General features: G+C 67.5%; 18 protein-coding genes, 1 other RNA gene and 2 pseudogenes. 6 read left to right on the top strand and 15 right to left on the bottom strand.

All coding sequences use genetic code 11. From position 1 onward, the window contains the following. Window positions 1-15: 15 nt before the first annotated feature. A complete protein-coding gene (locus tag SHTP_RS10170; protein WP_012394942.1) occupies window positions 16-438 on the bottom strand; it encodes an RDD family protein in 423 nt (140 codons plus the stop codon). Window positions 439-683: 245 nt separating this feature from the next. Here SHTP_RS10170 and glnA point away from each other — a divergent pair, with 245 nt between their 5' ends. The 3 genes from glnA (at window position 684) to SHTP_RS29980 (ending at window position 4,437) form a co-directional block, all read left to right on the top strand. Beyond that, window positions 684-2,120, top strand: a complete 1,437-nt coding sequence (gene glnA / locus SHTP_RS10165) for a type I glutamate--ammonia ligase (protein ID WP_096370507.1) — start codon at window positions 684-686, stop codon at window positions 2,118-2,120. Window positions 2,121-2,383: 263 nt separating this feature from the next. After that, window positions 2,384-4,108, top strand: coding sequence for a PE family protein (locus tag SHTP_RS10160; protein WP_276527064.1), 1,725 nt, complete (start codon window positions 2,384-2,386; stop codon window positions 4,106-4,108). A 137-nt stretch (window positions 4,109-4,245) separates the two neighbouring features. Continuing rightward, entirely contained in the window at window positions 4,246-4,437 is a 192-nt protein-coding gene (locus SHTP_RS29980; RefSeq protein ID WP_276527063.1) for a PE-PGRS family protein, read from the top strand. Between the two features lie 44 nt (window positions 4,438-4,481). Here the strand turns inward: SHTP_RS29980 and SHTP_RS10155 are convergent, their stop codons facing one another. The 8 genes and pseudogenes from SHTP_RS10155 to SHTP_RS10120 all read right to left on the bottom strand — a co-directional run bounded on the left by SHTP_RS10155 (window position 4,482) and on the right by SHTP_RS10120 (window position 16,992). Then, window positions 4,482-5,342 carry a TIGR03619 family F420-dependent LLM class oxidoreductase gene (locus tag SHTP_RS10155; RefSeq protein WP_096370506.1) on the bottom strand — a complete coding sequence of 287 codons (861 nt, stop codon included), beginning with the start codon at window positions 5,340-5,342 and terminating at the stop codon, window positions 4,482-4,484. Continuing rightward, entirely contained in the window at window positions 5,339-5,977 is a 639-nt protein-coding gene (locus SHTP_RS10150; protein WP_096370505.1) for a PaaI family thioesterase, read from the bottom strand. The genes SHTP_RS10155 and SHTP_RS10150 overlap by 4 nt, the downstream gene beginning before the upstream one ends. 13 nt (window positions 5,978-5,990) lie before the next feature. Then, window positions 5,991-8,978 (bottom strand): bifunctional [glutamine synthetase] adenylyltransferase/[glutamine synthetase]-adenylyl-L-tyrosine phosphorylase, encoded by a 2,988-nt coding sequence (locus SHTP_RS10145; RefSeq protein ID WP_096370504.1) that lies wholly within the window; start codon window positions 8,976-8,978, stop codon window positions 5,991-5,993. Between the two features lie 70 nt (window positions 8,979-9,048). After that, on the bottom strand, window positions 9,049-10,389 hold the full coding sequence (locus SHTP_RS10140) for a glutamine synthetase family protein (RefSeq protein ID WP_096370503.1): 1,341 nt from the start codon (window positions 10,387-10,389) through the stop codon (window positions 9,049-9,051). A gap of 89 nt (window positions 10,390-10,478) precedes the next feature. Continuing rightward, a complete protein-coding gene (locus SHTP_RS10135; RefSeq protein WP_096370502.1) occupies window positions 10,479-12,047 on the bottom strand; it encodes an alpha/beta hydrolase in 1,569 nt (522 codons plus the stop codon). Window positions 12,048-12,107: 60 nt separating this feature from the next. Further along, a complete protein-coding gene (gene ctaD / locus SHTP_RS10130; protein WP_096370501.1) occupies window positions 12,108-13,841 on the bottom strand; it encodes an aa3-type cytochrome oxidase subunit I in 1,734 nt (577 codons plus the stop codon). A gap of 143 nt (window positions 13,842-13,984) precedes the next feature. Further along, a complete protein-coding gene (locus SHTP_RS10125) occupies window positions 13,985-15,541 on the bottom strand; it encodes an alpha/beta hydrolase (RefSeq protein WP_011739507.1) in 1,557 nt (518 codons plus the stop codon). Between the two features lie 59 nt (window positions 15,542-15,600). Further along, window positions 15,601-16,992, bottom strand: a pseudogene (locus tag SHTP_RS10120) (WS/DGAT/MGAT family O-acyltransferase). A gap of 147 nt (window positions 16,993-17,139) precedes the next feature. Between SHTP_RS10120 and panB the strand changes: the two are divergent. Then, a complete protein-coding gene (gene panB, locus SHTP_RS10115) occupies window positions 17,140-18,021 on the top strand; it encodes a 3-methyl-2-oxobutanoate hydroxymethyltransferase (protein WP_231507117.1) in 882 nt (293 codons plus the stop codon). 7 nt (window positions 18,022-18,028) lie between these two features. On the opposite strand, the gene SHTP_RS10110 is transcribed toward panB, so the two are convergent. Then, on the bottom strand, window positions 18,029-18,457 hold the full coding sequence (locus tag SHTP_RS10110; protein WP_020787057.1) for a heme-binding protein: 429 nt from the start codon (window positions 18,455-18,457) through the stop codon (window positions 18,029-18,031). A 156-nt stretch (window positions 18,458-18,613) separates the two neighbouring features. Between SHTP_RS10110 and SHTP_RS10105 the strand changes: the two genes are divergently transcribed. After that, a complete protein-coding gene (locus SHTP_RS10105) occupies window positions 18,614-20,206 on the top strand; it encodes a CYTH and CHAD domain-containing protein (RefSeq protein WP_096370500.1) in 1,593 nt (530 codons plus the stop codon). Between the two features lie 99 nt (window positions 20,207-20,305). Here SHTP_RS10105 and SHTP_RS27995 read toward each other — a convergent pair whose 3' ends face one another. Continuing rightward, on the bottom strand, window positions 20,306-20,476 hold the full coding sequence (locus SHTP_RS27995; protein WP_015356207.1) for a hypothetical protein: 171 nt from the start codon (window positions 20,474-20,476) through the stop codon (window positions 20,306-20,308). 323 nt (window positions 20,477-20,799) lie between these two features. Between SHTP_RS27995 and SHTP_RS10095 the strand changes: the two genes are divergently transcribed. Beyond that, entirely contained in the window at window positions 20,800-21,609 is an 810-nt protein-coding gene (locus tag SHTP_RS10095) for a sulfotransferase family protein (protein ID WP_096370499.1), read from the top strand. A 62-nt stretch (window positions 21,610-21,671) separates the two neighbouring features. On the opposite strand, the pseudogene SHTP_RS30370 reads toward SHTP_RS10095, so the two are convergent. The 4 genes and pseudogenes from SHTP_RS30370 to SHTP_RS10065 form a co-directional block, all read right to left on the bottom strand. Continuing rightward, window positions 21,672-24,039 (bottom strand): annotated as a pseudogene (locus SHTP_RS30370) (PE family protein). A gap of 432 nt (window positions 24,040-24,471) precedes the next feature. Further along, an RNA gene (rnpB, locus tag SHTP_RS10075) (RNase P RNA component class A) lies at window positions 24,472-24,897 on the bottom strand. A 92-nt stretch (window positions 24,898-24,989) separates the two neighbouring features. Beyond that, a complete protein-coding gene (locus SHTP_RS10070; RefSeq protein ID WP_012394957.1) occupies window positions 24,990-26,114 on the bottom strand; it encodes a bifunctional RNase H/acid phosphatase in 1,125 nt (374 codons plus the stop codon). Next, window positions 26,111-26,848: a zinc ribbon domain-containing protein gene (locus tag SHTP_RS10065; RefSeq protein WP_096370496.1), complete on the bottom strand. Its 738-nt coding sequence runs from the start codon at window positions 26,846-26,848 to the stop codon at window positions 26,111-26,113. The genes SHTP_RS10070 and SHTP_RS10065 overlap by 4 nt, the downstream gene beginning before the upstream one ends. Window positions 26,849-26,861 lie beyond the last annotated feature (13 nt).

The following is a 26,861-nucleotide window of genomic DNA, read 5'->3' as shown; positions in this document are numbered from 1 at the left end:
GACCGGGGCGCGGTCTCAGCGCCGCACCACCGCCGTGGCCGTCAGCCGGTCGTGGATCCCGCGCCCATCGGCATCGGTGAACAGCGGCGGGACCACCAGGGCGATCAGCAGTCCGCGTCCGGCCAGACGGCCGACCCCGACGGGCATCCGCCCATCCAGCCTCACCACCGCCAGACCGAGCATCAACTGGCCTGGCGTGAATCCGAACAGGCGTACCGCCAATACACCCATCAACAGCCAGATCACCAGGACCACCGTCGACAACATCGCCTGGGGCCAGGCACCGACTCCCACGCCCAGCAGGGCCAGACCGTAGGCCAGCAGCCAGTCGACGCACAGCGCAGCCAGCCGGCGCCCCGTTCCAGCAAGCGATCCCGGCCCGGTTCTCGGGAACCCGAGCGTCTTACCCGGATAGCTGGTGGACGATTCTGTGGTCATCGGCCCGGTCCGCTCGCATGGTTGTGCTTCCCAGCGAGCCGGCCGACGGCTGGCGGGGATATTGTCATCGACGGACCAGTTACGATCTTGCGGGCCATGGCTTCACAATAGGACTCGGCCAGAAGCCGGGGGCTGATGCCGGGGCTGATGGTCGCGTAACGTCCGCGCAACACGGGGTTGACTGGCGGGCAACAACACCTCCATAGCGTCGGCCGCGAATCACCTAAGCAAAAAAGGAGCACTCAGTGACGGATAAGACGCCCGACGACGTCTTCAAACTCGCCAAAGACGACGGCGTCGAGTTTGTCGATGTGCGGTTCTGCGATCTGCCCGGTGTCATGCAGCACTTCACGATTCCGATCTCCTTCTTCGATGAGGCCGTTTTCGAGGAGGGCCTGGCCTTCGACGGCTCCTCGATCCGCGGATTCCAGTCGATCCACGAGTCCGACATGCTCCTGCTCCCGGACCCCGATACCGCGATCATCGACCAGTTCCGCGAAGCCAAGACGCTGAACCTGAACTTCTTTGTGCATGACCCGTTCACCCTTGAGCCCTACTCCCGCGACCCGCGCAACGTCGCCCGCAAGGCCGAGAACTACCTGATCAGCACCGGCATCGCCGACACCGCCTACTTCGGCGCCGAGGCCGAGTTCTACATTTTCGACTCGGTGGCCTTCGACTCGCGCACCAACGGGTCGTTCTACGAGGTGGACGCCATCTCCGGGTGGTGGAACACCGGCGCAGCCAACGAAGCCGACGGCGGCCCCAACCTCGGATACAAGGTCCGCCCCAAGGGCGGGTACTTCCCGGTGGCGCCGGTCGACCACTACGTCGACCTGCGCGACAAGATGCTGACCAACCTGATCAACGCCGGCTTCAGCCTGGAAAAGGGTCACCACGAGGTGGGCACCGGCGGGCAGGCCGAGATCAACTACAAGTTCAACACGCTGCTGCACGCCGCGGACGACATGCAGCTCTACAAGTACATCGTCAAGCAGACCGCATGGCAGGCCGGCAAGACCGTGACCTTCATGCCCAAGCCGCTCTTCGGTGACAACGGATCGGGTATGCACACCCACCAGTCGCTGTGGAAGGACGGCACCCCGATGATGTACGACGAGACCGGGTACGCCGGCCTGTCGGACACGGCTCGCCACTACATCGGTGGCCTGTTGCACCACGCGCCTTCGCTGCTGGCCTTCACCAACCCCACGGTGAACTCCTACAAGCGGCTGGTGCCCGGCTACGAGGCCCCGATCAACCTGGTCTACAGCCAGCGCAACCGCTCGGCCTGTGTGCGTATCCCGATCACCGGCAGCAACCCGAAGGCCAAGCGCCTCGAGTTCCGCTGCCCCGACTCGTCGGGCAACCCGTACCTGGCGTTCGCGGCGATGTTGATGGCCGGCCTGGACGGCATCAAGAACAAGATCGAGCCGCAGGCGCCGGTCGACAAGGACCTCTACGAGCTGCCGCCGGAGGAAGCCGCAAACATCCCGCAGGCCCCGACCCAGCTGGCTGCGGTGATCGACCGGCTCGAGGCTGACCACGAATACCTCACGGAGGGTGGCGTATTCACCCCCGACCTGATCGAGACGTGGATCAGCGTCAAGCGCGAGAACGAGATCGAGCCGGTCAACCTGCGGCCGCACCCGTACGAGTTCGCGCTCTACTATGACTGCTAGAGACGTCTAGCGCGCTTCCAAGTCGTGTAACACACACCGGGTACAGCAACCCGCTTGGCGACCCTCACCGGTCGCCAAGCGGGTTGTCTGTTTTTCGCGCCGGAGTCGCGCGGTGCCACCCTCGCGAGACGTGCGTCGCAAGGGCCGGCGACAGCCGGCAATCGCGCTTGCGGATCCACGCCATCGATTAGGCTCTGCTCAGCACGGCTCGTCGACTCTGGCTTGCTGAATTCTGACTGTTCCTAACCGAACCGGGGGGGCACATGTCGTATGTCATTGCGGCACCAGAAGAGTTTGCCTCGGCGGCAAGGAATTTGGCGAATATCGGCGTGACGATCAACGCCGCCAACGCCAATGCGATCCTCGCGACCACCGAAGTCATCCAGCCCGGCGCCGATGCGGTGTCGGCTGCGATCACCGCACTGATCAATTCGCACGGCTTGGGATATCAGTCGATCAGCCAGCAGACGACGGCGTTTCATGACCGGTTTGTGCAGACCGTCAACGCGGCTGCGGCCAGCTACACAACTACCGATCTCACCGCTGCGTCCCTGCTCAAGAACATGCCTGCCGCAGTCAACGCACCCGCGCAGGCGTTGTTTGGGCGGCCGCTGATCGGCAACGGCAGCAATGGCGCTCCAGGAACCGGGGCACCCGGCGGCGACGGCGGAATATTGTTCGGCAGCGGCGGAGCCGGTGGGTCCGGCGCTGGCGGTCAAGACGGTGGAGCCGGTGGGCGGGCCGGGCTCTTCGGCAACGGTGGCGCCGGCGGTGCCGGCGGGACGGGCCAGACCCAAGGGGGCGCCGGCGGGGCCGGCGGCCTGTTCTTCGGCAACGGCGGCGCCGGCGGTCCGGGCGGCTCCGGTGGCCTCAACGGGGGTGCCGGTGGTGCCGGCGGGGTCGGCGGGTTGTTGTTCGGGGCCGGCGGTGCCGGCGGGGCGGGTGGATCGGGGACCTCCGGTATCGGTGGTTTGGGCGGGGACGGCGGTAGCGCCGGTGCCCTGTCGATTTCCGCCGGCGGGGCCGGTGGCAATGGCGGAACCGGGTTGTCCGGTTTCGGCGGTGCAGGTGGTGCCGGCGGAAACGCCGGACTCTACGGGCACGGTGGTGGCGGCGGAGCCGGCGGTACTGGCACCGGCATGGGCGTGGACAACGACGGTATCGGTGGGGCCGGTGGGGCCGGTGGGGCCGGCGGCTGGCTGATCGGCACCGGCGGAACCGGCGGCACCGGCAGATTCGGCGATGGCCCCCTGGGCGGGCAAGGCGGTGACGGCGGCAACGCCGGACTGTTCGGTGTCGGCGGCGACGGCGGTCTGGGCGGCACCGGCTTCTTTGGGGTCGGCGTTGCCGGTGGCGCCGCCGGCAACGCGGGCCTGATCTCCGGAACCGGCGGCGTCGGGGGCCAGGGCGGTGTGGGCGGGTTCGGCGAAGGCGGGGCCGGCGGCGACGGCGGCGGGGCCGGGCTGATCGGCAATGGTGGCAGCGGCGGCACCGGTGGCAACGCCGTCGGGTACTCTGGGGTCGGTGGCCACGGCGGCGCCCGTGGCCAGGGCGGCAGGCTCTACGGCAACGGCGGGGTCGGGGGTAACGGCGGGTTCAGTGGCCCCATCACCGCCGGCGGGGCCGGTGGCACCGGCGGGACCGGGGGCTCCGCCGGACTGCTCGGTGACGGTGGAGCGGGCGGCGCTGGCGGGGCCAGCGGGTTCGCCAGCGGCGGTACCGGCGGCATCGGCGGTACCGGCGGGTTGCTCTTCGGCGCGGCCGGTGACGGCGGCAACGGCGGGTTCGGCGCTGGTGGACGAGGCGACTCCGGCGGGGCCGGCGGCGACGCCTGGCTGTTCGGCAGCGGCGGCTCCGGCGGCGGCGGGGCCGGCGCCATCAACGACGGCGGCTCCGGTGGGGCCGGCGGCAACGGCGGGCGTCTGTTCGGAGATGCCGGAGCCCGTGGCAGCGGGGGGCCGGCGGAACCAGCTTTCTCGATACCGTAATCGTTAGCAGCAACGGCGGGGCCGGCGGCAATGGCGGCAGCGCCGGGCTGGTCGGCAATGGCGGGGCCGGCGGCGCCGGGGGCCAGGGCGGCAACACCGGCGACGGTGGCAATGGCGGCAACGGCGGCAACGCGGCTTTGATCGGTGACGGCGGAAGCGGTGGCGCCGGCGGCGACGCCGACGATGACGGCGCCGGCGGCGACGCCCGGCTGGTCGGCAGTGGTGGGAACGGCGGCAACGGCGGATTCAGCGCGACGCCGGCCGCCGGCGGCACGGGTGGCGCCGGCGGCGCGGTGTTCGGCTCGGATGGGGTGGCTGGGCTGCCCTGACCGGCGACCGACCCAAAAAGCCGGATTGGCCGTCCGCGCCAGGGCTAGCCGTCGAGCGAAAGGTCCTTGCGGAATCGCGCCATGCCGTCGATCTTCGCGTCCAACCCGGCGTCCGGCCCGGTGTAGAACATCCACGGCATGGTGATGATCCCGGTGATGCCGGCATCCTCGGCACGCGGGTAGTCGGCGGGGGTGAAGACATCGGTCAGCGGCGTCAGGATGGTGAAATCATCTACCGGCAAGCCGTTTTCGGCACGCAGTTCGCGTAACCTGCCCACCGCCTCGATGGCCCGTTCGGTCTTGATCAAGTCTCCGATCCAGCCGTCGTAGCGGACGGCGCGGCGCAATGCGATGTCGCTGAGCCCCCCGACGTAGATCGGAATGGGCGGCGGAGTTGGCTGCATCTCCAGGCGCGGAGTTTGGTAGAACCGACCCTCGAATTCCGTCCAGCCCGGTTCCCACAGCCGCTTCATCAGGGCGAGCATTTCGTCGGTACGTTTGCCGCGGGCCGCGAACTGCTCCCCCATCAGAGCGAATTCCTCGGCGCACCAGCCGACGCCGACGCCCAGCTCGACCCGTCCCGACGCCAGAAGTGCGGCAGTGCCAATGGCTTTCGCCGCCGAATAGGGGTTGCGCATCGCGGGAATGTACACGGTGGTGACGAACTTCAGCCGCCGCGTCACCTGCGCAAGCGCACCCACGAGGACCCAGGGGTCGGGCCAGTCGGTGAACCGCTGCCATCGCCGCTGCCCGTCCTTGGTATAGGGGTAGGGGGTCTGCAAGGTCTCCAGGTTGACCACGTGGTCCGGGATCCCGATGCCGTCATAGCCCAGCTCGTCGGCGGCCTTGGCGATCTCGATGATCTCCGGGGTGTTGAGGAAGGCGCTGCTGACGTAGAACTTCACGGGACCTCCCGCGCCCAAGCCGGTTTGATGAAGACCCCCTCGGCCTGCGCCGTGACTCCCTCGGCGTCGGACAGAAATCCGCGTGCAAAGGCTTTGACCCCTTCGGTCCGGTCCACCCAGGTTTCGCAGCGCAGCGGCCCCAGTGGGGTGCCGCGCAGGTATTTCACCGTGATGGTGCCGGTGAACAGGGGCTGGGTCCGTCCCTGGCTGGCCGCCTCGCCAAGCAGATGATCCAGCACCAGTGCGCACACCCCGCCGTGCACCAGGCCGGGCGGACCCTCGTAGGCCGCGCCCAGCACGAACTCGGCCCAGCACCGGCCGTCTGCGGCGTCGGGATCGTGATGGACAACCACCGGCGGTGCTATCGGATTGCACTGGCCGATTACCGCATTTGCCAGCGGAATCGGGCGCGCGTCACCGCGGTAGCTGACCTCGCAGGGCCCGCTCTGCTCGCGGCGCAGCGATTGTGTCACCGCCTCGATCACGGCCCTCGCTTGCAGGATCCCCTCTTCGTCTGCCCGGGTTTGGATGGTGGCGTCGATGAGATCGCGCACGGCCTCGGCCAGGGGTGCGTAGGTCGCCTCGACCCGATCCAGCTCAGCGTCGTCGCTCGAGCCCTCGAACGCGGCGCCCAACCCGGACCAGCCCCTAACTTCCGAACACCTTGCGCACGACGGCTTTCGCGCGCCGGGTTACCCGCAGATAGTTGTCCAGGAACTCGCCACCGTCGTCGTTGTGCCAGCCGGCGGCCACCGCCACCGCGTTGAGCTGACGTCCCGGTCCCGGCAGCTGGTCGGTGGGCTTGCCACGCACCAGCACCAAGGCGTTGCGCGCCCGGGTCGCAGTCAACCAAGCCTGCCGCAGCAGCTTCACCTCGTCCTCGGCGACCAGTTTCGCCTCGGCTATCGCATCCAGTGATTCCAGCGTCGAGGTGTTGTGCAAGGCCTCGATCTCGTGCGCGTTTTGCAGTTGCAGCAGCTGCACGGTCCATTCGATGTCGGCCAGCCCGCCGCGGCCCAGCTTGGTGTGCGTATTGGGGTCGGCGCCGCGCGGCAGCCGTTCGGACTCGACCCGCGCCTTGATGCGGCGGATTTCATGCACCGCCTCGGCGGAGACGCCGTCGGGCGGATAGCGGGTGTGGTCTACCAGCAGCAAGAACCGCTGGCCCAGCTCCGCATCGCCGGCGACCGCGTGCGCGCGCAGTAACGCCTGAATCTCCCAGGCCTGCGCCCACTGTGCGTAGTAGGCCTCATAGGACGCCAACGTGCGAACCAGTGGACCGTTGCGGCCTTCCGGCCGAAGGTTGGCATCCACCTCCAGCGGTGGATCGACGCTGGGGGTGCCCAGTTTTGCTCGAACCTGCTCGGCCACCGCGGTGGACCATTTCACCGCCTGCGCATCGGTCACACCGCTGGCCGGTTCACAGACGTACATGACATCGGCATCTGATCCGTAGCTCAGTTCGGAGCCGCCCAGTCTGCCCATGCCGATGACCGCTATGCGGGCCAGGGGCCGTCCCCCCTCGGGGGTGTTGGCCCGGATCATCGCCTCCAGCGCGGATTGCAGGACCGCCACCCACACCGAGGTCAGCGCACGGCACACCTCGGTGACTTCGAGCAGGCCCAGCAGGTCCGCGGAACCGATGCGGGCGAGCTCGCGGCGTCGTAGCGTGCGGGCGGCGGCGATGGCGCGCAACGGATCGGAGTATCGGCCCGCCGAGGCGATCAGTGCCCGGGCAACCGCCGCGGGCTCCGTCTCGAGCAGCTTGGGTCCGGTCCGGCTGTCACCGTAGTTCTGAATCACCTCGGGTGCGCGCATCAAAAGATCTGGCACGAAAGCCGAGGTGCCCAGCACGTGCATCAGCCGCCTACCCACGGTCGGCTTGTCGCGCAGGGTCGACAGATACCAGCTTTGCGGGGCCAGCGCCTCGCTGAGCCGGCGGTAGGCCAACAGCCCGCCGTCGGGGTCTGGGGCATAGGACAGCCAGTCCAACAGCCTGGGCAACAGCACCGACTGCACGCGCGCGCGCCGGCCGCTGTGATTGACCAGCGCCGCCATATGCTTCAACGCGGTCTGCGGGCCCTCGTAGCCCAGCGCCGCCAGCTGGCGCTCAGCCGCCTCCGACGTCATGCCCCGCCCGGCGATTTCCAGCCCGGCCGGGGCAATCGACTCCAGCAGCGGCTGATAGAAGAGCTTCGCGTGCAGCCGCGACACTCGCACGTTCTGATGCTTGAGTTCCTCGCGCAGCATCCCGGCCGCGTCGTGACGGCCGTCGGGCCGGATGTGAGCCGCCCGCGCCAGCCAGCGCACCGCCTCTTCGTCGTCGAATTCGGGGAGCAGGTGGGTGCGTTTGAGTCGCTGCAGCTGCAGGCGATGCTCGAGCAGGCGCAGGAATTCGTAGGAGGCGATCATGTTCGCCGCGTCCTCGCGCCCGATGTAGCCGCCTTCGCCGAGCGCCGACAGCGCGTCCACGGTAGAGGCGACATGCAGCGACTCGTCGCTGCGGCCATGCACGAGCTGCAGCAGTTGCGCGACGAATTCCACGTCGCGCAGCCCGCCGGTCCCCAGCTTGAGCTCGCGTCCGCGGATATCGGCGGGCACCAGCTGTTCCACCCGGCGGCGCATGGCCTGCACCTCGGCCACGAAGTCGTCACGTTCACAGGCGGTCCACACCATCGGCATCAGCGCGGCCAGGTAGCGCTGGCCCAGTTCCGCGTCGCCGACCGCCGCCCGGGCTTTCAGCAGTGCCTGGAACTCCCAGGTCTTGGCCCAACGCTGGTAGTAGGCGATGTGCGATTCGACGGTGCGGACCAACTCGCCGCTGCGGCCCTCCGGGCGCAGTCCGGCATCCACTTCGAAGAACGTCGATGACGCCACCCGCATCATCTCGCCGGCGACGCGGATGCTGATCGGGTCGGCGCGCTCGGCCACAAAGATGACGTCGACATCGCTGACGTAATTCAGTTCGCGGGCGCCGCATTTGCCCATCGCGATGACCGCCAGTCGCGGTGGTGTGCGGTCGCGGCACACCGTCTTTTCGGCCAGCCGCAAAGCCGCCGCCAGCGCGGCGTCGGCGATATCGGCCAGGTGCGCGGCCACCACGGTGAACGACAGCACCGGTTCGTCTTCGACCGTCGCCGCCAGGTCCAGCCCGGCCAGCACCAGAACGTGGTCACGGTGCAGGGCGCGCAATCGATGTACGGCCGAGGCCGGCGCCGCGGCCACCTCCTCGGCCAGATCCACGAACGACTCGAGCAGCGCCGCGTGTGATGGCAGTGCGACCTTGCCCCTGAGCAACTTCCACGACTGCGGATTGGCGACCAGGTGGTCCCCCAGAGACAGCGAGGAACCCAGCACGGCGAACAGTCGCCCGCGCAGGCTGCGTTCTTTGAGCAGCGCCGCGTTCAGCTCGTCCCATCCGGTGTCGGGGTTCTCGGCGAGCCGTACCAAGACCTTCAGGGCAGCGTCGGCGTCCGGTGCGCGTGATAACGACCAGAGCAGATCCACATGCGCCTGGTCATCGTGTTCGGTCCAACCCAGCTCCGCCAGGCGCGCCCCGGCCAGAGCATCCACCAATCCCAGACGGCCGACGCTGGGCAGCTTTGGTCGCTGCGTCGCGGGCTTCGTCACGTTCATGACGGTAGCGCAAGCCGACCACTGATCGGACCGTCTGGTCCATCAGATTGATTTCACCGCGCCCCGCGGGCTACAGCGACAGGTATGTGCTCAGTTCGTATTGGGTGACGTGACTGCGGTAGGTGGCCCATTCACGACGCTTGTTGCGCAGGAAGAAGTCAAAAACATGCTCCCCCAATGCCTCCGCGACCAGCTCGGAGGATTCCATCGCGCGCAGCGCGCTGTCCAGGCTCGTCGGCAGCTCGCGGTAGCCCATGGTGCGGCGCTCTTCGGGCGTCAGGTCCCACACGTTGTCCTCGGCCTGAGGGCCTAGCACGTAGCCCTTCTCCACCCCGCGCAGCCCGGCGGCCAGCAGCACGGCGAACGCGAGATACGGATTGCACGCGGAGTCGGGGCTGCGCACCTCGATCCGCCGCGACGAGGTCTTGTGCGGCGTGTACATCGGCACGCGCACCAGCGCGGAGCGGTTGGCCGCCCCCCAGGAGGCGGCGGTCGGCGCTTCACCGCCCAGGATGAGCCGCTTGTAGGAGTTGACCCATTGGTTGGTCACCGCGCTGATCTCAGAGGCGTGCTCGAGGATCCCGGCGATGAACGACTTGCCCACCTCCGACAGCTGCAGCGGATCGTCGGGGCTGTGGAACGCGTTGACGTCACCCTCGAACAGGCTCATGTGGGTGTGCATCGCCGAACCGGCGTGCTGGCCAAACGGCTTGGGCATGAACGTGGCGCGCACGCCCTCTTCCAGCGCCACTTCCTTGATGACGTAGCGGAAGGTCATCACGTTGTCGGCCATCGAGAGCGCGTCAGCGAACCGCAGATCGATTTCCTGCTGGCCCGGCGCGCCTTCGTGATGGCTGAATTCCACCGAGATTCCCATGAACTCCAGGGCGTCGATCGCGTGCCGGCGGAACTTCGACGCCGATACATGCACCGCCTGGTCGAAATAGCCGGCGTTGTCGATCGGCACCGGTTCCGTCCCGTCCTCGGGGCCGGGGTTGAGCAAGAAGAATTCGATCTCGGGATGTACGTAGCAGGAGAAGCCGAGTTCGTTGGCCTTGATCAGCTGACGCCGCAGCACGTGGCGCGGATCGGCCCACGACGGCGAGCCGTCCGGCATGGTGATGTCGCAGAAGATCCGAGCCGAATGGTGATGGCCGGCGTCGGTGACCCAGGGCAGCACCTGGAAGGTGGACGGATCCGGGTGCGCCACTGTGTCGGATTCCGAGACCCGGGCAAAGCCCTCGATCGACGATCCGTCGAAGCCGATGCCTTCCTCAAAGGCGCCTTCGAGTTCGGCAGGTGCGATCGCAACCGACTTGAGAAAACCAAGCACGTCGGTGAACCAAAGCCGGACGAAGCGGATGTCACGCTCTTCCAGTGTGCGGAGGACGAATTCCTTCTGCCGATCCATGACTCGAACAGTATGCAAGATGTGTTAAATGCGTGTTACCGATGCCCGGCCAGGCACGTTGCGGAGTGCCCGGGCGAGCGCGCGACCGGCTAGGACCCGCAGCGCAAATTGGCCGGCGGCGGCGTCAAGTTGAGCAAATACCGCACCACCGCGCCGTCAACACAGTCGTTGCCGTCGAATACGGCGGTGTGCTGAGTCCCGTCGTAAGTGATCAGCGGAGCACCCAACTGCCGGGCCAGGTCAACGCCGGCCTGATATGGCGTGGCCGGGTCATGGGTGGTGGACACCACGACAGCCTTGCCCGGCGCCGCGGGCGAGGCCGCATGTGGCACCGACGTCGCCGGCACCGGCCACAACGCACACAGATCACGCGGGGCCAACCCGGTGAACTGCCCGTAACTGAGGAAGGGAGCGGCCTGACGGAACTGTTGGTCGGCCGAGACCCACGAAGCGGCATCCGTCGGTGTCGGCGCGTCCACGCAGCGGATCGCGTTGAACGCGTCCTGGCCGTTGTTGTAGCGCCCCGCGCGGTCACGGCCGTCGTAGTCGTCGGCCAGCAACAGCAGGTCACCGGCGTCGGTACCCCGCTGCAGGCCGAGCAAACCGCTGGTCAGATACTTCCAGCGCTGCGGCGCATAGAGCGCATTGATCGTGCCCGTGGTGGCGTCGGCGTAGCTGAGGCCCCGCGGGTCTGAGGTCTTTGCCGGCTGGCTGACCAGTGGATAGACCAGAGCGTGGTACCGGTTGACCCATTGGGCCGGGTCGGTGCCCAGCGGGCACGCCGGTGAGCGAGCACAGTCGGCGGCGTAGTCATTGAAGGCGGTCTGGAATCCCGCCAACTGTTTGGCGTTTTCGTCGATCGGCCCGGCCATCGGATCGATGGCGCCGTCGAGCACCATCGCCCGGACGTGGGAACCGAACCGTTCGAGGTAGGCGGTGCCTAACTCGGTACCGTAGCTGTAGCCCAGGTAGTTGAGCTGATCGTCGCCCAGCGCCCGGCGGATCATGTCCATGTCGCGTGCGGTGGCCGCGGTGCCGACGTTGGCCAAGAAGCCCAGGCCCATCCGGTCAGCACAGTGTTGGGCCAACTCTCGGTACACCTGCTCGATGTGAGCCACGCCAGCCTGGCTGTAGTCCACCATCGGGTCACGCCGGAACACGTCGAATTCGGCGTCAGTGCGACACCGCAGCGCGGGAGTGGAGTGGCCCACTCCCCTGGGGTCGAATCCCATCAGGTCGAAATGGCGGGCGATCTCGGTGCCCCTCAGCTCGGGTGCCATACCGGCGACCATGTCGACCGCGGACGCTCCGGGCCCGCCGGGGTTGATCAGCAGCGCACCGATTCGCTGGCCCGTCGCGGGAACCCGGATCACGGCCAGTTTGGCCTGTGCCCCACCGGGTTTGTCGTAGTCGATCGGGACCCCTACGGTGGTGCACCGTGCGGTTGGAATCTCACTGACGTTATCGATGAACGGCCCACAGGAGCCCCAGTTCTGCTGCGGCGCTGCTATAGGTATGCCCGGGCTCTGGGTCTGACCGACATCGGGTTCCGGTATCGCGCCCGCCACAGCCAGCGTGGTCGGCAACGCGCCGCAGAGCACCAGCCCAAAAGACAGCAGCGCCGAGCTCAGCGTTCTCAGGCGCAACATGGCGGACATCGTCTCACCCACGGATACCCGTGGCGCCGCGAAATGGTTACGCCTTGGTCTCGTATCTCACTACGTCGGACTACCCGCCAGTTCTGAAGTGTCGGTCTCGATTTCGTGACGACCGACGTGGGCCTCGGCCCGAAGACGTTTCACCATGTGCGGGTAGTGCAGCTCGAACGCCGGTCGCTCCGAACGAATTCGGGGCAGCTCGGTGAAATTGTGCCGAGGCGGAGGGCAACTGGTGGCCCATTCCAGCGAGTTGCCGTGTCCCCACGGATCGTCGACCAGCACCGGTTCGCCAAAGCGCCAGCTCTTGAACACATTCCATACAAACGGCAGCACCGAGACACCGAGGGTGAATGCTCCGATCGTGGAGATGACGTTGAGCGTCTGGAAGCCGTCGGTGGGCAGGTAGTCCGCATACCGACGCGGCATCCCCGAATTGCCCAGCCAGTGCTGGACCAAGAAGGTGGCGTGGAACCCGAGGAAGGTCAGCCAGAAGTGAAACTTGGCCAGCCGCTCGTCGAGCAGGCGCCCGGTCATCTTGGGGAACCAGAAATAGATGCCCGCATAGGTGGCGAACACGATGGTCCCGAACAGCGTGTAGTGGAAATGGGCAACCACGAAATAGGTGTCGCTGACGTGAAAGTCCAGCGGCGGGCTGGCCAGCAACACGCCGGTCAGCCCGCCGGCCAGGAAGGTGGCCAGGAATCCCAGCGAGAACAGCATCGGTGATTCGAACGTCAGCTGACCCCGCCACATGGTGCCGATCCAGTTGAAGAATTTCAGACCGGTCGGCACCGCGATCAGAAACGTCATGAACGAAAAGAAGGGCAGCAGCACGGCCCCGGTGGCGAACATGTGGTGGGCCCAAACCGCCACGGACAGTGCCGCAATCGACAGTGTCGCGTAGACCAGCGTCGTATAACCGAAGATCGGCTTGCGACTGAACACCGGGATCACCTCGGACACGATCCCGAAGAACGGCAGTGCGATGACATACACCTCGGGGTGCCCGAAGAACCAGAACAGGTGCTGAAACAGAATGACCCCACCGTTGGCGGGGTCGTAGATGTGGGCGCCGAGGTGACGGTCGGCGGCCAAACCGAACAGCGCCGCGGTCAACAGCGGGAAGATCATCAGCACAAGCAAGCTCGTGACCATGATGTTCCAGGTGAAGATCGGCATCCGGAACATCGTCATTCCCGGAGCACGCAGGCACACCACGGTGGTCAGCATGTTGACTCCCCCGAGGATGGTGCCCAGTCCACCGACCGCCAGGCCCAGAATCCAAAGGTCCGGCCCCACACCGGGACTGTGAGCGGCGTTGGACAGTGGCGTGTAGGCGGTCCACCCGAAGTCGGCGGCGCCTCCGGGCACGATGAATCCACTCAAGGCGATCAACGCGCCAAAGACAAAGAGCCAGAACGACAATGCGTTGAGCCGCGGGAAGGCCACGTCGGGTGCGCCGATCTGCAAGGGCAGAACCAGATTGGCGAATCCGAACACCACCGGGGTCGCGTAGAACAGCAGCATGGCGGTGCCGTGCATGGTGAACAGCTGGTTGTACTGCTCGTTGGACAGGAACTGTAGCCCCGGTGTGGCGAGCTCCGCGCGCATCAGCAACGCCATCAAGCCGCCGATGAAGAAGAAGATGAAGCAGGCGACCATGTACATGATGCCGATCATCTTGTGGTCGGTGGTGGTGATGATCTTATAGATCAGGCTGCCTTTGGGTCCCATTCGCGGCGGAAATGGCCGGCGGGCTTCGAGATCGCGGGCAGGCGGCGCTTCGGTGGTCATTGATCAGCTCCAAAGGCAACGGTGACCGAATAGCTTTGGACAAGCCGCCCAAGTATTCCGGGCCGCCGCTGCACCGCCCTAGGGCCAATAGTCCCTAACCGCGGCGTCCGGCGCGGAGCTGGTTACCCGGTGTTATCGCACGCCTAGCACTTCGCGCCGCGCGGTGGCGTGGTGCCGCCGATCAGATAAGCCGTGACGTAGTCGTCGATGCAGCTGTCGCCCTGGAACACCACCGTGTGTTGGGTTCCGGCGAAAGTGAGCAACGAACCATGCAGCTGGTTCGCCAGATCCACCCCGGCCTTGTACGGCGTGGCCGGGTCGTGGGTGGTGGACACGATCACGGTCGGCACCAAGCCCGGCACCGACACCGCGTGGGGCTTGCTGGTCGGAGGGACCGGCCAGAACGCGCAGGTGCCGAGGGGGGCGTGGCCAGTGAACTTCCCGTAGCTCATGAACGGCGCGATCTCGCGCGAGCGGCGGTCTTCGTCCACGATCTTGGCGCGATCGGTGATGGGTGGCTGGTCAACACAGTTGATCGCCACACGCGCGTCGGTGGCGTTGGTGTAGTGGCCGTGCGAGTCGCGACGCATGTACATGTCGGCCAGGGCCAGCAGGGTGTCACCACGATCCTCGGTCAGCTCGGTGAGGCCGTCGGTCAGGTGCTGCCACAGGTTGGGCGAATACAGCGCCATGATGGTGCCCACGATGGCGTCGCTGTAGCTGAGCCCGCGCGGGTCCTTGGTCCGAGCCGGCCTGCTCACCTGCAGGTTGTTCGGGTCGACGAGCTTGTCGACCAGGCTGTGGTAGACGGCGACGGCCTTGGCCGGGTCGGTACCCAATGGGCAGCTGTCGTTCTCGGCGCAGTCGGCGGCATAGTCGTTGAACGCTTCCTGAAACCCCTTGGCCTGCCGCAGGTCCGCCTCTATGGGATCGGCATTCGGGTCGACCGCACCGTCGAGGATCATCGCCCGCACCCGTTGCGGGTAGGCCTCGGCATACGCCGAACCGATCCGGGTGCCGTAGGAGTAGCCGAGGTAGGTCAGCTTGTCATCGCCGAGCGCCGCGCGGATGGCATCGAGGTCCCGTGCCACGTTGACCGTGCCGACGTTTTCCAGGAAGTTCTTGCCCATCTTGCCGACACAGCGGGCAACGAACTGCTTGGTTTCCTCCTCCATCCGCGCGACGCCGGCCTCGCTGTAGTCGACCTGCGGCTCCGCGCGCAACCGGTCGTTGTCCGCGTCGGAGTTGCACCACAACGCGGGACGCGAGGACGCCACTCCGCGTGGGTCGAATCCAACCAGGTCGAAGCGCTCGTGGACGCGCTTGGGCAACGTCTGGAAGACGCCGAGCGCTGCCTCGATGCCGGATTCACCGGGCCCGCCGGGGTTGATCACCAAGGAACCGATTTTGTCGCCCGTGGCCGGAAAGCGAATCAACGCCAGCGCCGCGACATCGCCGCGGGGTTGGCGGTAGTCGACCGGCACGGCGAGTTTGCCGCACAGCGCTCCGCCGGGAATCTTCACGTTCGGATTGGAGCTGCGGCACGGTGACCACTGGATCGGCTGGCCGAGCTTCGGCTCGGCCATGCGGGCGTGCCCGCCAACGACGCGGATGCAGCCGGTCAGGACGAGCGCCACGCTGGCGATCGCGGTCCATATCAGCAGCATTCGCGCGAGCTTGTCGCGGCGAGACAGGAACATGGCAACCTATGGTGCCAGAGAACACGGTAAATGCTGGTTAACCACCGTCACCGCGCCCGTCATCCGGTCTCGGCCAGCAGTTCTTCCATTACGGTGGCGAATTCGTCGGCCATTTGCCACAAATCCGGAAGCAGCTCCGGGCAGGCCACCAGCCCGACGTCGAGTTTGCCGTTCAGCGACATCACCGTGACGTTGAGGCCCGAACCGTGGAAGATGGGCCCCGGCGGGTACATCGCCTTGACCTCACATCCCAGCATGTACAGGGGCAGCTGCGGGCCCGGCACATTGGAGACCACCAGGTTGTGCACGGGCAGGCTTTCGGTCAGCCGGCTGCTTGCATAGACACGCATGGCGGCGCCGAAGACCGCCGGCGCGGCAAATTGCGACCAGTCTTGAAGCAGCGTGGCGCCGATCGCCGAACTGTGGCCCTTGGCAACCGTATTGCCGTGCGCGATGGCGTTCAGCCGCTCGGCCGGATCGGCGATCTCGGTGTGCAGGCTGGAAAACATCGCCGATACCTGGTTACGGCCGGGACGGTCGGACTTGCCGTGCACCGACACCGGCACCGACGCCACCAACGACGACGTGGGCAGTGCGTCCCGGTCCGCCAGGTAATTGCGCAGCACGCCGGAGACCAGCCCCATCACCACGTCGTTGACCTTGACGCCGAAGTGATTCTTCACCGCCTTGATGTCCTCGAGATCCAGCTCCGCGTAGGCAACGGCGCGCCGGCCGCTGACGCGGGCGTTGAACACCGTGCGCGGCGCGGTGAATGGACGCGCCATGGTCAGGCCTTCGCGCGCCCGCAGCAGGGTGGACACCACCGAGGACACCGTTTCGGGCACCACATTGGCCAGCTGCAACGGCCGGGTGGCGAACCTGAGCAGGCCCCCGGCGGCGATCTACCAATCGGTGGCACCGCCGACCCCGTCGACCGGATCCGGGGCGGGAGCGTCGGCTTCGGTGGTGCACAGCTGCGACATCAGGTTGGCACCGGTCACGCCGTCGACCGCGGCATGGTGCACCTTGGTCAGGACCGCCAGGCGCCCGTCGTGGTGGCCGTCGGTGCCTGCCACTCCTTCGATCACCCACATCTCCCAGAGCGGGCGGCTGCGGTCCAACGGCAGTGAGGCGATGTGGCCGCAGATTTGGGAGAGCTCGGCCCGGCCCCCCGGTGGGGGCAGGCCGATACGGTGCAGATGCCGATGCAGCTGGAAGTCCTCGTCGTCCACCCATACCGGGTGATCGAGGTTCAGTGCGCTGTTGGCCAGCTTTTCGCGGAATTCCGGCATCGCCTTGATCCGCAGTGCCAACGCGTCCTGCAGCCGGTCGAACGTGTAGCCGCCGGGCATCGTCGACGTGTCCAGCTCCATGATCGAGCAGACGTGCATCGGCTGATTCGAGGTTCCCAGGTACAAGAAGCTGGCGTCGAGGCCACTAAGCCGCTGCATTCCGCCGATGGTAGGCCGTGCGCGGGCTCACAGTGCATCCGTGCGTAAGAAATGGCAGACTAGCCAGGTCAGATGAACCCGGGGACCCGGATATCAGCTTGTGCTGAGGGCCACGAGGATCTACCCGACCAACAGCTAGGGACAATGATGTCTGAGCAGTCTGAGCAAAATGTCTATGGCGCGTGCCCGCCGGTGCCCGCCGGTGAGTCGTCGCCTTCCGCGGCCAGCGCGCCGCGGACCAAGGTGCGAACCCACCACCTGCAGAAATGGAAAGCCGAAGGCCACAAGTGGGCCATGCTCACGGTCTATGACTACTCGACCGCGCGGGCCTTCGACGACGCAGGCATCCCGGTTCTATTGGTCGGCGACTCCGCCGCCAACGTCGTGTACGGCTACGACACCACGGTGCCGATCTCGATTGATGAGCTGATTCCCCTCGTGCGCGGTGTGGTGCGCGGCGCCCCGCACGCGTTGGTCGTCGCCGACCTGCCGTTCGGCAGCTACGAGTCCGGACCTTCGGCCGCGCTGGCGGCGGCCACCCGATTCATGAAGGAAGCCGGTGCCCATGCCGTCAAGCTCGAGGGCGGCGAGCGGGTGGCCGAGCAGATCGCGTGCCTGACCGCGGCGGGCATCCCGGTGATGGCCCACATCGGCTTCACCCCACAGAGCGTGAACACCTTGGGCGGGTTCCGGGTGCAGGGCCGCGGTGACGCCGCGGAACAAACGATCGCCGACGCGATCGCCGTCGCCGAAGCCGGGGCATTCTCGGTAGTGATGGAAATGGTGCCCGCGGAATTGGCCACCCAGATCACCGGCAAGCTCACCATCCCGACCATCGGAATCGGCGCCGGCCCGAGCTGCGACGGCCAGGTCCTGGTTTGGCAGGACATGGCCGGCCTCAGCAGCGGCAAGGCCCCCCGATTCGTCAAGCGCTACGCGGATGTCGGCGGCGAATTACGCCGCGCCGCGGTGCAATACGCGCAAGACGTGGCCGGTGGCGTATTTCCCGCCGAGGAGCACTGCTTCTGATTCTCCCCTACTGCTGACACCGATCCCGAAAGTCGGTCAGCGGCTGGCGAATGCCCTGTAGCTCGGCGTGTACGCCGGGGTTGGCGTCCATGTACTGCTGCAGTTGGTCACGGATGTCGTCGCGAGGCTGACCTCGCAGACCGGTGAAGTAGTCGTTGACCTCGGGATGGCTGAACAGGTACACCGAAGTCGCTGCGGCAACCCCGGCAGACACCCCGGCCAGGTCCGCCGCCGTGCAGTTCGGCGGTGCCGGTGCGGGAACGGGAGCGGGATCATCCGGATCTGCCCCGGCGACCGCGGACGCGAAGCCGGCTGCACCCAGGAACATCGCGCCGGCAACGATCCCACCGGCGACCAGGCGCGATCTGGCAGCACCGAACAACACCATGAACGACTCCTTCATCAAGTAACCGAAGGCCGCCGGGACGGCCCGCATCGCACACGATAGGTGCTTTCGGGCCGGCGCAGGAACCGAATGGTGTGTGGCGTCGGCAACCGAACCTTGAGGCTCACGCGTCACCTCGGTGTGGCACTCTATGATGCCTATCCACGATTTCATGTCCGCGGATCTGTGGCCTGACCGGAGGCGAAAATGCCTGTAAAGGCGCCGAAGACGGCGCGTCACTTGGAGGTCGAGTGCAAGTTCGACGTCGTCGAGTCGACGGTATCGCCCTCGTTCGAAGGCATTGCGGCGGTGGCTCGTGTGGAAAGGAAGCCGGTCCAGGCGCTGGATGCGGTGTATTTCGACACCGCAGACCAGGACCTCGCGAGCAATCGGATCACCCTGCGGCGGCGCACCGGTGGCTCCGACGCCGGCTGGCATCTCAAGCTGCCGGCCGGTGGTGACGCCCGCACCGAGCTGCATGCGCCGATCACGGAGCCGGACACATCCGGGTCCTTGGGGGCGCCGACCCAACACCGCGTTCCGGCGGAGCTGCTCGATGTGGTGTTGGCGATCGTGCGTGATCGCCCGCTGCAGCCGGTCGCGCGCATCAGCACACAGCGCGCGAGCCAGTTCTTATACGGCGTTGACGGAGCACCGCTCGCGGAGTTCTGCGATGACCACGTCACCGCCTGGTCGGCTGGTGCCGGTCCGGATGCCGAACCGGCGCAACAACAGTGGCGCGAGTGGGAGCTGGAGCTTTCGGACCCGAGCCAGAGCGCCAGTCGCGAACTGCTGGACCGGCTGAGCAACCGGCTGCTTGACACCGGAGCGGCACCGGCTGGGCACGGCTCCAAGCTGGCTCGGGTGCTGGGCTCGACCTCGCCGTGGGCGGGCCGGCCCGAACCGGCGGATCCGGTGCGCCGCGCGGTGGCCCGCTACGTTGCGGAGCTGCTGGTATGGGATCGCGCCGTGCGCACCGACGTCGACGATTCCGTCCATCAGATGCGGGTAACCACGCGCAAGATTCGCAGCCTGCTCGCGGATTCGCAGGATTCGTTCGGATTGGCCGACAAGGCGTGGGTTCTCGACGAGCTGCGCGAACTCGCCGCCGTGCTGGGGGTGGCCCGTGATGCCGAGGTGCTTGGCCAGCGCTACCAGCATGCCCTGGAGAGGCTAGACCCGACGCTGGTGCGCGGACCCGTCTACGAGCGTCTGGTCGACGGGGCCCGGCACCGCTACCACGCCGGGCTGCGGCGGTCGCTGGTGGCCATGCGGCCCAAGCGCTACTTCCGCCTGCTCGATGCCCTCGACGCCATCGCGGCCGCGTATCCGGCCGACACCGCCGCCGCGGGGGCTGAGCCGGCCCCACCCCCGAGTATCGAGGCGGCCTACCGACGGGTCCGCAAGGCCGCCAAACTCGCCAAGGCGGCCGCCAAGGAGCCAAGTTCGCCGGCCGAGTCTGCCGCCGTGGACGCGGGTGCCCACCTCGGCCCCAACGAGGCGCTGCACCGAATCCGCAATCGCGCCAAGAGGCTGCGCTACACCGCCGCGGCCACCGGAGCCGTCCAGGTCTCCAGCCAGGCCAAGGCCATCCAGACGCTGCTCGGCGATCACCAGGACAGCGTAGTCAGCCGAGAGCACCTGCTCCACGAGACCGATGCGGCGCACGCCGCGGGCCAGGACACCTTTACCTACGGTCTGCTGTATCAGCGGGAGAGCGATCTGGCCGAGGGTTGCCGGCAGCGGCTCGACGCCGCCCTGCACCGGCTCGACAAGTCGGTACGCAAGACCCGACGCTGAGCGCGGGTGGGCAAGTCAAACGCCATCCCACGCGCAGCATCAGGGCTCCGACGAACAAAGCGAAGGCCAGTAGTGCGAGCAGGCCCAACACGTTGGTCATCAGGCGGGCACAGCTGGCCGCGTCACGGTGAAGCTGCCGGGTGTGGCACCGCCACGGATCAGCGCCAGCTCGCGCGCGGCTGTCGCAGAGTCGGCCGACAATCCCGGCGTCTCGATCACGTCGGCGGTGGCTGCCCAGCGGGCGCTGGAGCTGCCGGCACCGATGGGCATCGCGACCGGCGAAGCCGGGCTGCGCGATGGGGATTACGTCGGTGCGGTACTGAATCGTGCGGCACGGGTTCTGAATCCGCGGCCAGCACCACCGCAACCATCACCGCGACGGCGCAACATCACCCACCGAAGCCAGAACCTCCGCCGGCCCAGCCCCCGTGTTCCCGCAGACCGATCTTGATGAGCCTGGCTCATGGCGGGCGGCCGCGTTCATGCGCGATCATCCAACGAAAGGAATTTACGATCGGTTAGAATGACGGCATCACACGAGGTAGACGTCCGCAGGGCAGGTCATGGCGCGGAAGCCAAGTCGGGAGTGTGCCGTGAAAGCCATTCATTTCATCTCCGGTCTGCCGCGTTCGGATTCGACGTTGCTGGCCGCGTTGCTGCGGCAAAACCCGCGGTTCCAGGCCGGAATGTCGGGTCCGCTGGCCGGCCTGTTCGGCGCCCTGCTCGACGAAATGAGTGGGCGCAACGAGTTTTCGGTGTTCATCGATGACGCCAAGCGCGAGCGCATCCTGCGCGGGTTGTTCAACGACTTTTATGCGGACTGCACCGCCGAGGTGATCTTTGACACCAACCGCGGCTGGCGTGCGTGGATGCCCGCGATTGCGCGGCTGTTTCCCGATGCGAAAGTGATTGCCTGCGTGCGTGAACTGCAGTGGGTGGTGGACAGCATCGAGCGGTTGATTCAACACAACGTCTTTAGCCCGTCGTCGATTTTCAACTACAGCGCCGGCGGCACGGTGTTTAGCCGCGCCACAAGTGTGGTGGCGCCCGACGGCATGGTCGGCGGTCCCTACGATGCCCTGCGGCAGGCGTGCTACGGCGCGCAACGAGATCGACTTCTGTTGCTGCAGTACGAAACCCTGAGCACCGACCCGGCCAAGGCGATGCAAGCCACCTACGCGTTTCTGGGTGAGCCGGTGTTCGAGCACGGTTTCGGCCATGTCGAGTACGACGTCACCGAGTTCGACGAGCGCGCCGGGACACCGGGGTTGCACACCGTGCGCCCCACGGTCACGGCCGAACCGCGCGACACGTTGCTACCGCCGGATCTGTTCAACCGCTTCACCCACGACGCCTTCTGGCGCGACCCGGAGAGGATTCCGGCCGGGCTGACGGTCGTGTGAGGTTTGCTCTCTCCCAGCCATCTCGACCAGGCCGTGGTGGCGTTTCGATCAGCGGCGAACTGTCACGGCACATTCGCGCCGGGCGTACCGAAAAGGTCCACTCCCATCCAGTCGGGGGGAGCTGTGAGGTCGGCGGCCCCGCCGTTGCCGCCGGTGTTGCCCAGGCCGGTGCCGCTACCGCCGTTGCCGCCAGTGCCGGTGCTGGTGTCGATGGTGCCGCCGGTGTTTGCGGTGAAGGTGGATCCCCCGCCGTTGCCGCCGATGCCGTCGGTGATGCCGTCACCGCCGGCCCCGCCGTTGGTGGCGCTGCTAGTGACGGTGCCGCCCCCGATGGCCGTGATTCGGGCGATGTTTCCGGCGCCGCCGATGCCGCCGGTGGAGCCGGCCCCGCCGACCCCGCCGGTGGCGGCGCCAGTGGCGACGGAGCTGCCCGCCCCGTTGGCAAACAGGGTGGCGCTGCCTCCTAAGCCGCCGCGGCCGCCGGTGCCCGCGCCACCGCCGCCGCCGGTGGCCGTGCCGTCAGTGACGGTGGCGCCGCTATAACCTCTGATCGAGGCGTAGTTTCCGCTGCCGCCGTAGCCGCCGGCGGTGCCCGCGCCCCCGGCGCCGCCGATGGAGATGCCGCTGGCGGAGCTGCCCGCGCCGTTAGCCCGGTGGAAGGCGTTGCCGCCGCCTCCGCCGTGGCCGCCGGTGGTGCCCGCACCCCCGACGCCGCCGCTGACCGTGCCCGTGGCGGTGCCGCCGTTAGAAGCACTGACCTGGGCGTAGCCGCCAACGCCGCCGGTGGTGCCCACGCCCCCATAGCCTCCGATGGCGCTGCCGCTGGCGGAGCTGCCGGCACCGTTGGCAAATAGGGCGCCGCTACCGCCGCCGCCGCCGCTGCCGCCGGTGGTGCCCGCACCCCCGACGCCGCCGGTCGCCGTGCCGCCGGTGATGGTGCCGCCCCCGCTGGTGCTGATGGTGGCGTCGCCTCCGCGGCCGCCGCTGGCGTAGTTGGTGCCGCCGGCCCCACCGGCCCCGCCGGTGGCGGTACCGTCGGCGGAGCTGCCGGCATCGCTGGCGGCGAGGGTGGCGTTGCCTCCGTGGCCGCCAACCCCGCCGGCGGCCACGGTGGTACCGGCGCCGCCGACGCCGCCCTCACCACCGGTGGCGGTACCGCTGGTAATGCCGCCGCTGATGGGTAGCACCCTGGCGCCCCCGCCGCCGCCACCGCCGCCACCGCCGTAGCCCGGCCCGCCGCTGGTGGCCGCCGGAAAGGCCGCCCCTGCCGCCGGTACCGCCGGCCGCGCCCCCGTTCGTGGAGGTACCGACGCCGCCCAACCCGCCGGTGCCGCCCCTGCCGCCGTCACCGGCGCCGCCTGTGGCGCCAGCGGAACCGAGGAATCCGCCGGAGCCACCGGCCCCGGCGACGCCGCCGGAGCCGCCGTCACCACCGTTACCGCCGGTGCCGGCCGAGAAGGACTGCGTGCCCGGGGCGCCCTGCGCGCCGGTGCCACCCACGCCGCCGTCCCCGCCGGCACCGCCGCCCCCGCCGCTCCCGAACAGCCCGACCGCGCGGCCACCGACGCCACCGACCCCGCCGGGGCCGCCGTGGCCGCCGGACGCGCCGGCTGCGGCCATCGGGTCGGCGGCTGCGTCATAGCCGAGGCCGCCCTGCCCGCCGGCACCACCGGCACCGGCGGCTCCACCCAGCTGATAGCTGGTGCCGCCGGCCCCGCCGTGACCACCCATGCCGGGCGCCGCGGTGGCTGAACCGGCCGCACCCAGCCCGCCGACACCGCCGGCCCCGCCGCCGCCGAAGATCAGCCCACCGGCACCACCGTTGCCTCCGGTCCCGCCGACCGCGCCGCTGCCCGCATAGGCGGTCCCGCCGGATCCACCGTGACCGCCGGAGCCGAACAGGAACGCCGACCCACCGGCCCCGCCCGCGCCACCGGCCGGGCTGGTGGCCGTACCCGGCGTGCCCGATCCGCCATCGCCGCCATCGCCCCACAACCATCCACCGGGCCCACCGGCCTGCCCGGTGCCCGGCGCCCCATCGGTACCCGGCCCAACCAACGGGCGCCCGGTGAACTGCAGGAACGGCGCATTGATGGCGTCTTGCACCCCCACGGCCCCAGCGGCTGCCGCTTGCAGCGGCGACGCGCTGGTGGCCTCGGTGGCCGCATACAAGAACCCACCGCCATTCAGCGCCTGCACGAACTGGTCATGAAACAGCGACGCCTGCGCGCCCAGCGCCTGAAACTGCTGGGCGTAACCACCAAACAACTTTGCGACCGCCGCCGACACTTCATCCTCAGCCGCCGCCGCAATCGATGTCGTCAAGCCCGCCGACGCCGCATGCGCCTCCCTGATCGACGACCCCAGGCTGCTCAAGCTGGAAGACGCTGCAGCTAACTCCTCGGGTGCGGCATAAACAAAAGCTGACACTCGTCAATCCCCATCACGACCGGGCGGCCCAAGTCCGAAGGAAACAATTTTCGGCCTTCTCCGACTTTTCCGAGACGCTACGCCCGCCCATTCCGATGATCGCAGCAAATCCACGGTCCGGTGACAGAAGCCCCATGCTCTTAAGGACCTAAGTCACTAACTCGTGAGGCTAATTAACCAACGGCAAACCAGCGAAAGGCAACCCACCGAAGCTTGCCCCCCAAGGCACCGGCGCCCGTCGTCGCCGCTGACCTTCTTGGCGACCAGCGGTGCACATCGCCGGATCAGCAAACTCCGTCCCACAGTCCCGCCTACAGCCGCCTGCGGCCCGATTCCGACAACCGGACGCGGGACGCAATTGATTCGGTACTCGGATCTGCTGCGGACGGAGGCGGCTCCGGCTAGCTGAATATGCAGGTCGTAAACGTAAGGCGGACGAGTTGGCCTGTAAGCCGGATTCTGTTCCACACCGCCGCGGCTGAACCAGCGGCGGCGCGGCGGCGACCATCCATCTGGGCACACCGTTGCCGGGTACCTCGAGCGGCCTACCCGCAGACTCGGGCGAGCAGCCCTCAAACGCCTGCCCGGCCGCACCTACGGTACGGCCTTCTTGACCTTGCTTCGGGTGGGGTTTGCCTAGCCACCCCGGTCACCCGGGGTGCTGGTGCGCTCTTACCGCACCGTTTCACCCTTACCACCGTGAGGGTGGCGGTCTGTTTTCTGTGGCACTTTCCCGCGAGTCACCTCGGATTGCTGTTAGCAATCACCCAGCTCTGTGAAGTCCGGACTTTCCTCGATTCGGCGCTGAACTCGTGACAACACGAGCCCAACCCGAGCCGCGGCCGCCCAGCCAACTCGTCCGCGGAACATACGCTACCCGCTACGCAAAATCGCGGCCAACAGACGCCGTCGAACCCAGCCGCCTGGCCCGATCGTTGACGGCGGCGCTGCTACAGGTAGCCGGTCTGGTTGACCAGCCGCACCGACGACGCGCCGTCGGCATAGAACTCGGCGATGCTCAGCGACGCCAGATCAAGATGCAGCCGGTAGAGGACCTCGGAGCCGACATCGAGCGCGAGTCGCAGCAACATCTTGATGGGCGTGACGTGTGAGACCACCAGCACGGTCGTGCCTTCATACCGGGAGATCATCCGGTCGCGTCCGCGCCGAACCCGCCGCAGCACTTCATCGAAGCTCTCACCGCCCGGCGGCGTGATGCTGGTGTCGTTGAGCCAACGATGGTGCAGGTCGGGGTCGCGGTTGGCGGCCTCCGCGAAAGTCATGCCTTCCCAGTCCCCGAAGTCCGTTTCGACCAGGTCTTCGTCCACCGTCACGTCCAGCCCGAGGGCTCGGGCCGCCGTCGTCGCCGTATCATAGGCACGCTGCAAAGGCGAGGACACCACCGCAGCAATTCCGCCGCGGTGCGCGATGTAGCGGGCGGCCAAACCGGCTTGGCGCCAACCGACTTCGTTGAGCGCCGGGTTGCCGCGCCCGGAATAGCGGCGTTGCACCGACAGTTCGGTCTGACCATGTCGCAGCAGCAGCAGCCTGGTGGCCGTATCGCGTCTACCGGTCCATCCGGGAGCTGCCGGGGTTTGGACAGGCGCCGTGTTGGCGGGGTCGGCGACGGCGGCCACCGCCACGGTACCGGGTTCGCCACGCCGATTGGTGCGAACCGCGGCGTCCATCGCTTCGTTGGCCAGCCGGTCGGCATGCGCATTGCGGGCCCGCGGAATCCACGCGTAGCTGATCCGGCGGAATTGCCCTGCCAGCTCGCGCGCCTGCCCGTGCAGTTCCACCAGGTCCGGGTGCTTGACCTTCCAGCGCCCGCACATCTGCTCGACCACCAGTTTGGAATCCATCAGGACCGACACTTCGGTGGCACCCAGCTTGACGGCGTCGTCCAAACCGGCTATCAGACCGCGGTATTCAGCGACGTTGTTGGTGGCGCGGCCGATCGCCTGTTTGCTCTCCGCCAACACGGTCGAACGGTCCGCGGTCCACACCACTGCGCCGTATCCGGCCGGCCCCGGGTTACCACGCGATCCACCATCAGCTTCGATGATGACTTTCACAGCTCGGGTCCCTTGATCCGTAAGAGGATCGCGGCGCATTCCGGACACCGAACCACCTCGTCCTCGGCGGCCGCCGAGATACGAGCCAATTCGCTGCGGCCGATCTCAATACGGCAGGCACCGCAACGGTGGCCCTGCAACTGCCCCGCGCCTGGCTCGCCGCCGGCCCGCAGCCGTTCGTAGAGCGCGGCAAGATCGGGATTCAACGATGCGGCCAGCGTGTCGCGTCGCGATGAATGTTCTTGACGGGATTGGTCGAGTTCGGCCAGGGCGGCATCGACGGACTGCTGGGCAGCGGTCAGTTCGGCTTGCAGGACTTCGAGCGCCGCAATCTCGGTGTTCTGTTGCGCCTGCAACTCCTCGCGGCGCTCCATCACCTCCAACAGCGAATCTTCCAGACTGGCCTGGCGGCGTTCCAGGGTATCCAGCTCGTGCTGCAGGTCAGCCAATTGCTTGGCATCCACAGCCCCCGAGGTGAGCAATGACCGGTCCCGGTCTTCACGCTTACGTACCGCGTCGATCTCGTCTTCTAGGCGTGAAACCTGGGCGTCCAAGTCCTCCAACGCGATTCGCACCGCAGCGAGTCGGTCACTGACCGCCTCGTGCTGAACCCGAACCTGCTCGAAAGCGGACCCCTCGGGCAGATGGGTGGACCGATGGGCGATCCGTGACAGCTCAACATCGAGCTTCGCCAACTCCAATAGCGAACGCTGCTGTGCCGCTTCGGCCTTCATATCTGATCTCCCG

The sequence above is a fragment of the Mycobacterium ulcerans subsp. shinshuense genome (assembly GCF_002355775.1).
GTDB lineage: Bacteria > Actinomycetota > Actinomycetes > Mycobacteriales > Mycobacteriaceae > Mycobacterium > Mycobacterium marinum.
The sequence above is the reverse complement of the archived record's forward strand: the minus strand, read 5'-3'. Positions and strand labels throughout refer to the sequence as shown.

Excerpts from the sequence above, each read along its gene's own strand:
- SHTP_RS10170 (WP_012394942.1), bottom strand. The coding sequence starts at position 438 with ATGACCACAGAATCGTCCACCAGCTATCCGGGTAAGACGCTCGGGTTC.
- SHTP_RS10160 (WP_276527064.1), top strand. The coding sequence starts at position 2,384 with ATGTCGTATGTCATTGCGGCACCAGAAGAGTTTGCCTCGGCGGCAAGG.
- SHTP_RS10145 (WP_096370504.1), bottom strand. The coding sequence starts at position 8,978 with ATGAACGTGACGAAGCCCGCGACGCAGCGACCAAAGCTGCCCAGCGTC.
- SHTP_RS10140 (WP_096370503.1), bottom strand. The coding sequence starts at position 10,389 with ATGGATCGGCAGAAGGAATTCGTCCTCCGCACACTGGAAGAGCGTGAC.
- SHTP_RS10135 (WP_096370502.1), bottom strand. The coding sequence starts at position 12,047 with ATGTCCGCCATGTTGCGCCTGAGAACGCTGAGCTCGGCGCTGCTGTCT.
- ctaD (WP_096370501.1), bottom strand. The coding sequence starts at position 13,841 with ATGACCACCGAAGCGCCGCCTGCCCGCGATCTCGAAGCCCGCCGGCCA.
- SHTP_RS10125 (WP_011739507.1), bottom strand. The coding sequence starts at position 15,541 with ATGTTCCTGTCTCGCCGCGACAAGCTCGCGCGAATGCTGCTGATATGG.
- panB (WP_231507117.1), top strand. The coding sequence starts at position 17,140 with ATGTCTGAGCAGTCTGAGCAAAATGTCTATGGCGCGTGCCCGCCGGTG.
- SHTP_RS10110 (WP_020787057.1), bottom strand. The coding sequence starts at position 18,457 with ATGCGGGCCGTCCCGGCGGCCTTCGGTTACTTGATGAAGGAGTCGTTC.
- SHTP_RS10105 (WP_096370500.1), top strand. The coding sequence starts at position 18,614 with ATGCCTGTAAAGGCGCCGAAGACGGCGCGTCACTTGGAGGTCGAGTGC.
- SHTP_RS27995 (WP_015356207.1), bottom strand. The coding sequence starts at position 20,476 with ATGCCCATCGGTGCCGGCAGCTCCAGCGCCCGCTGGGCAGCCACCGCC.
- SHTP_RS10065 (WP_096370496.1), bottom strand. The coding sequence starts at position 26,848 with ATGAAGGCCGAAGCGGCACAGCAGCGTTCGCTATTGGAGTTGGCGAAG.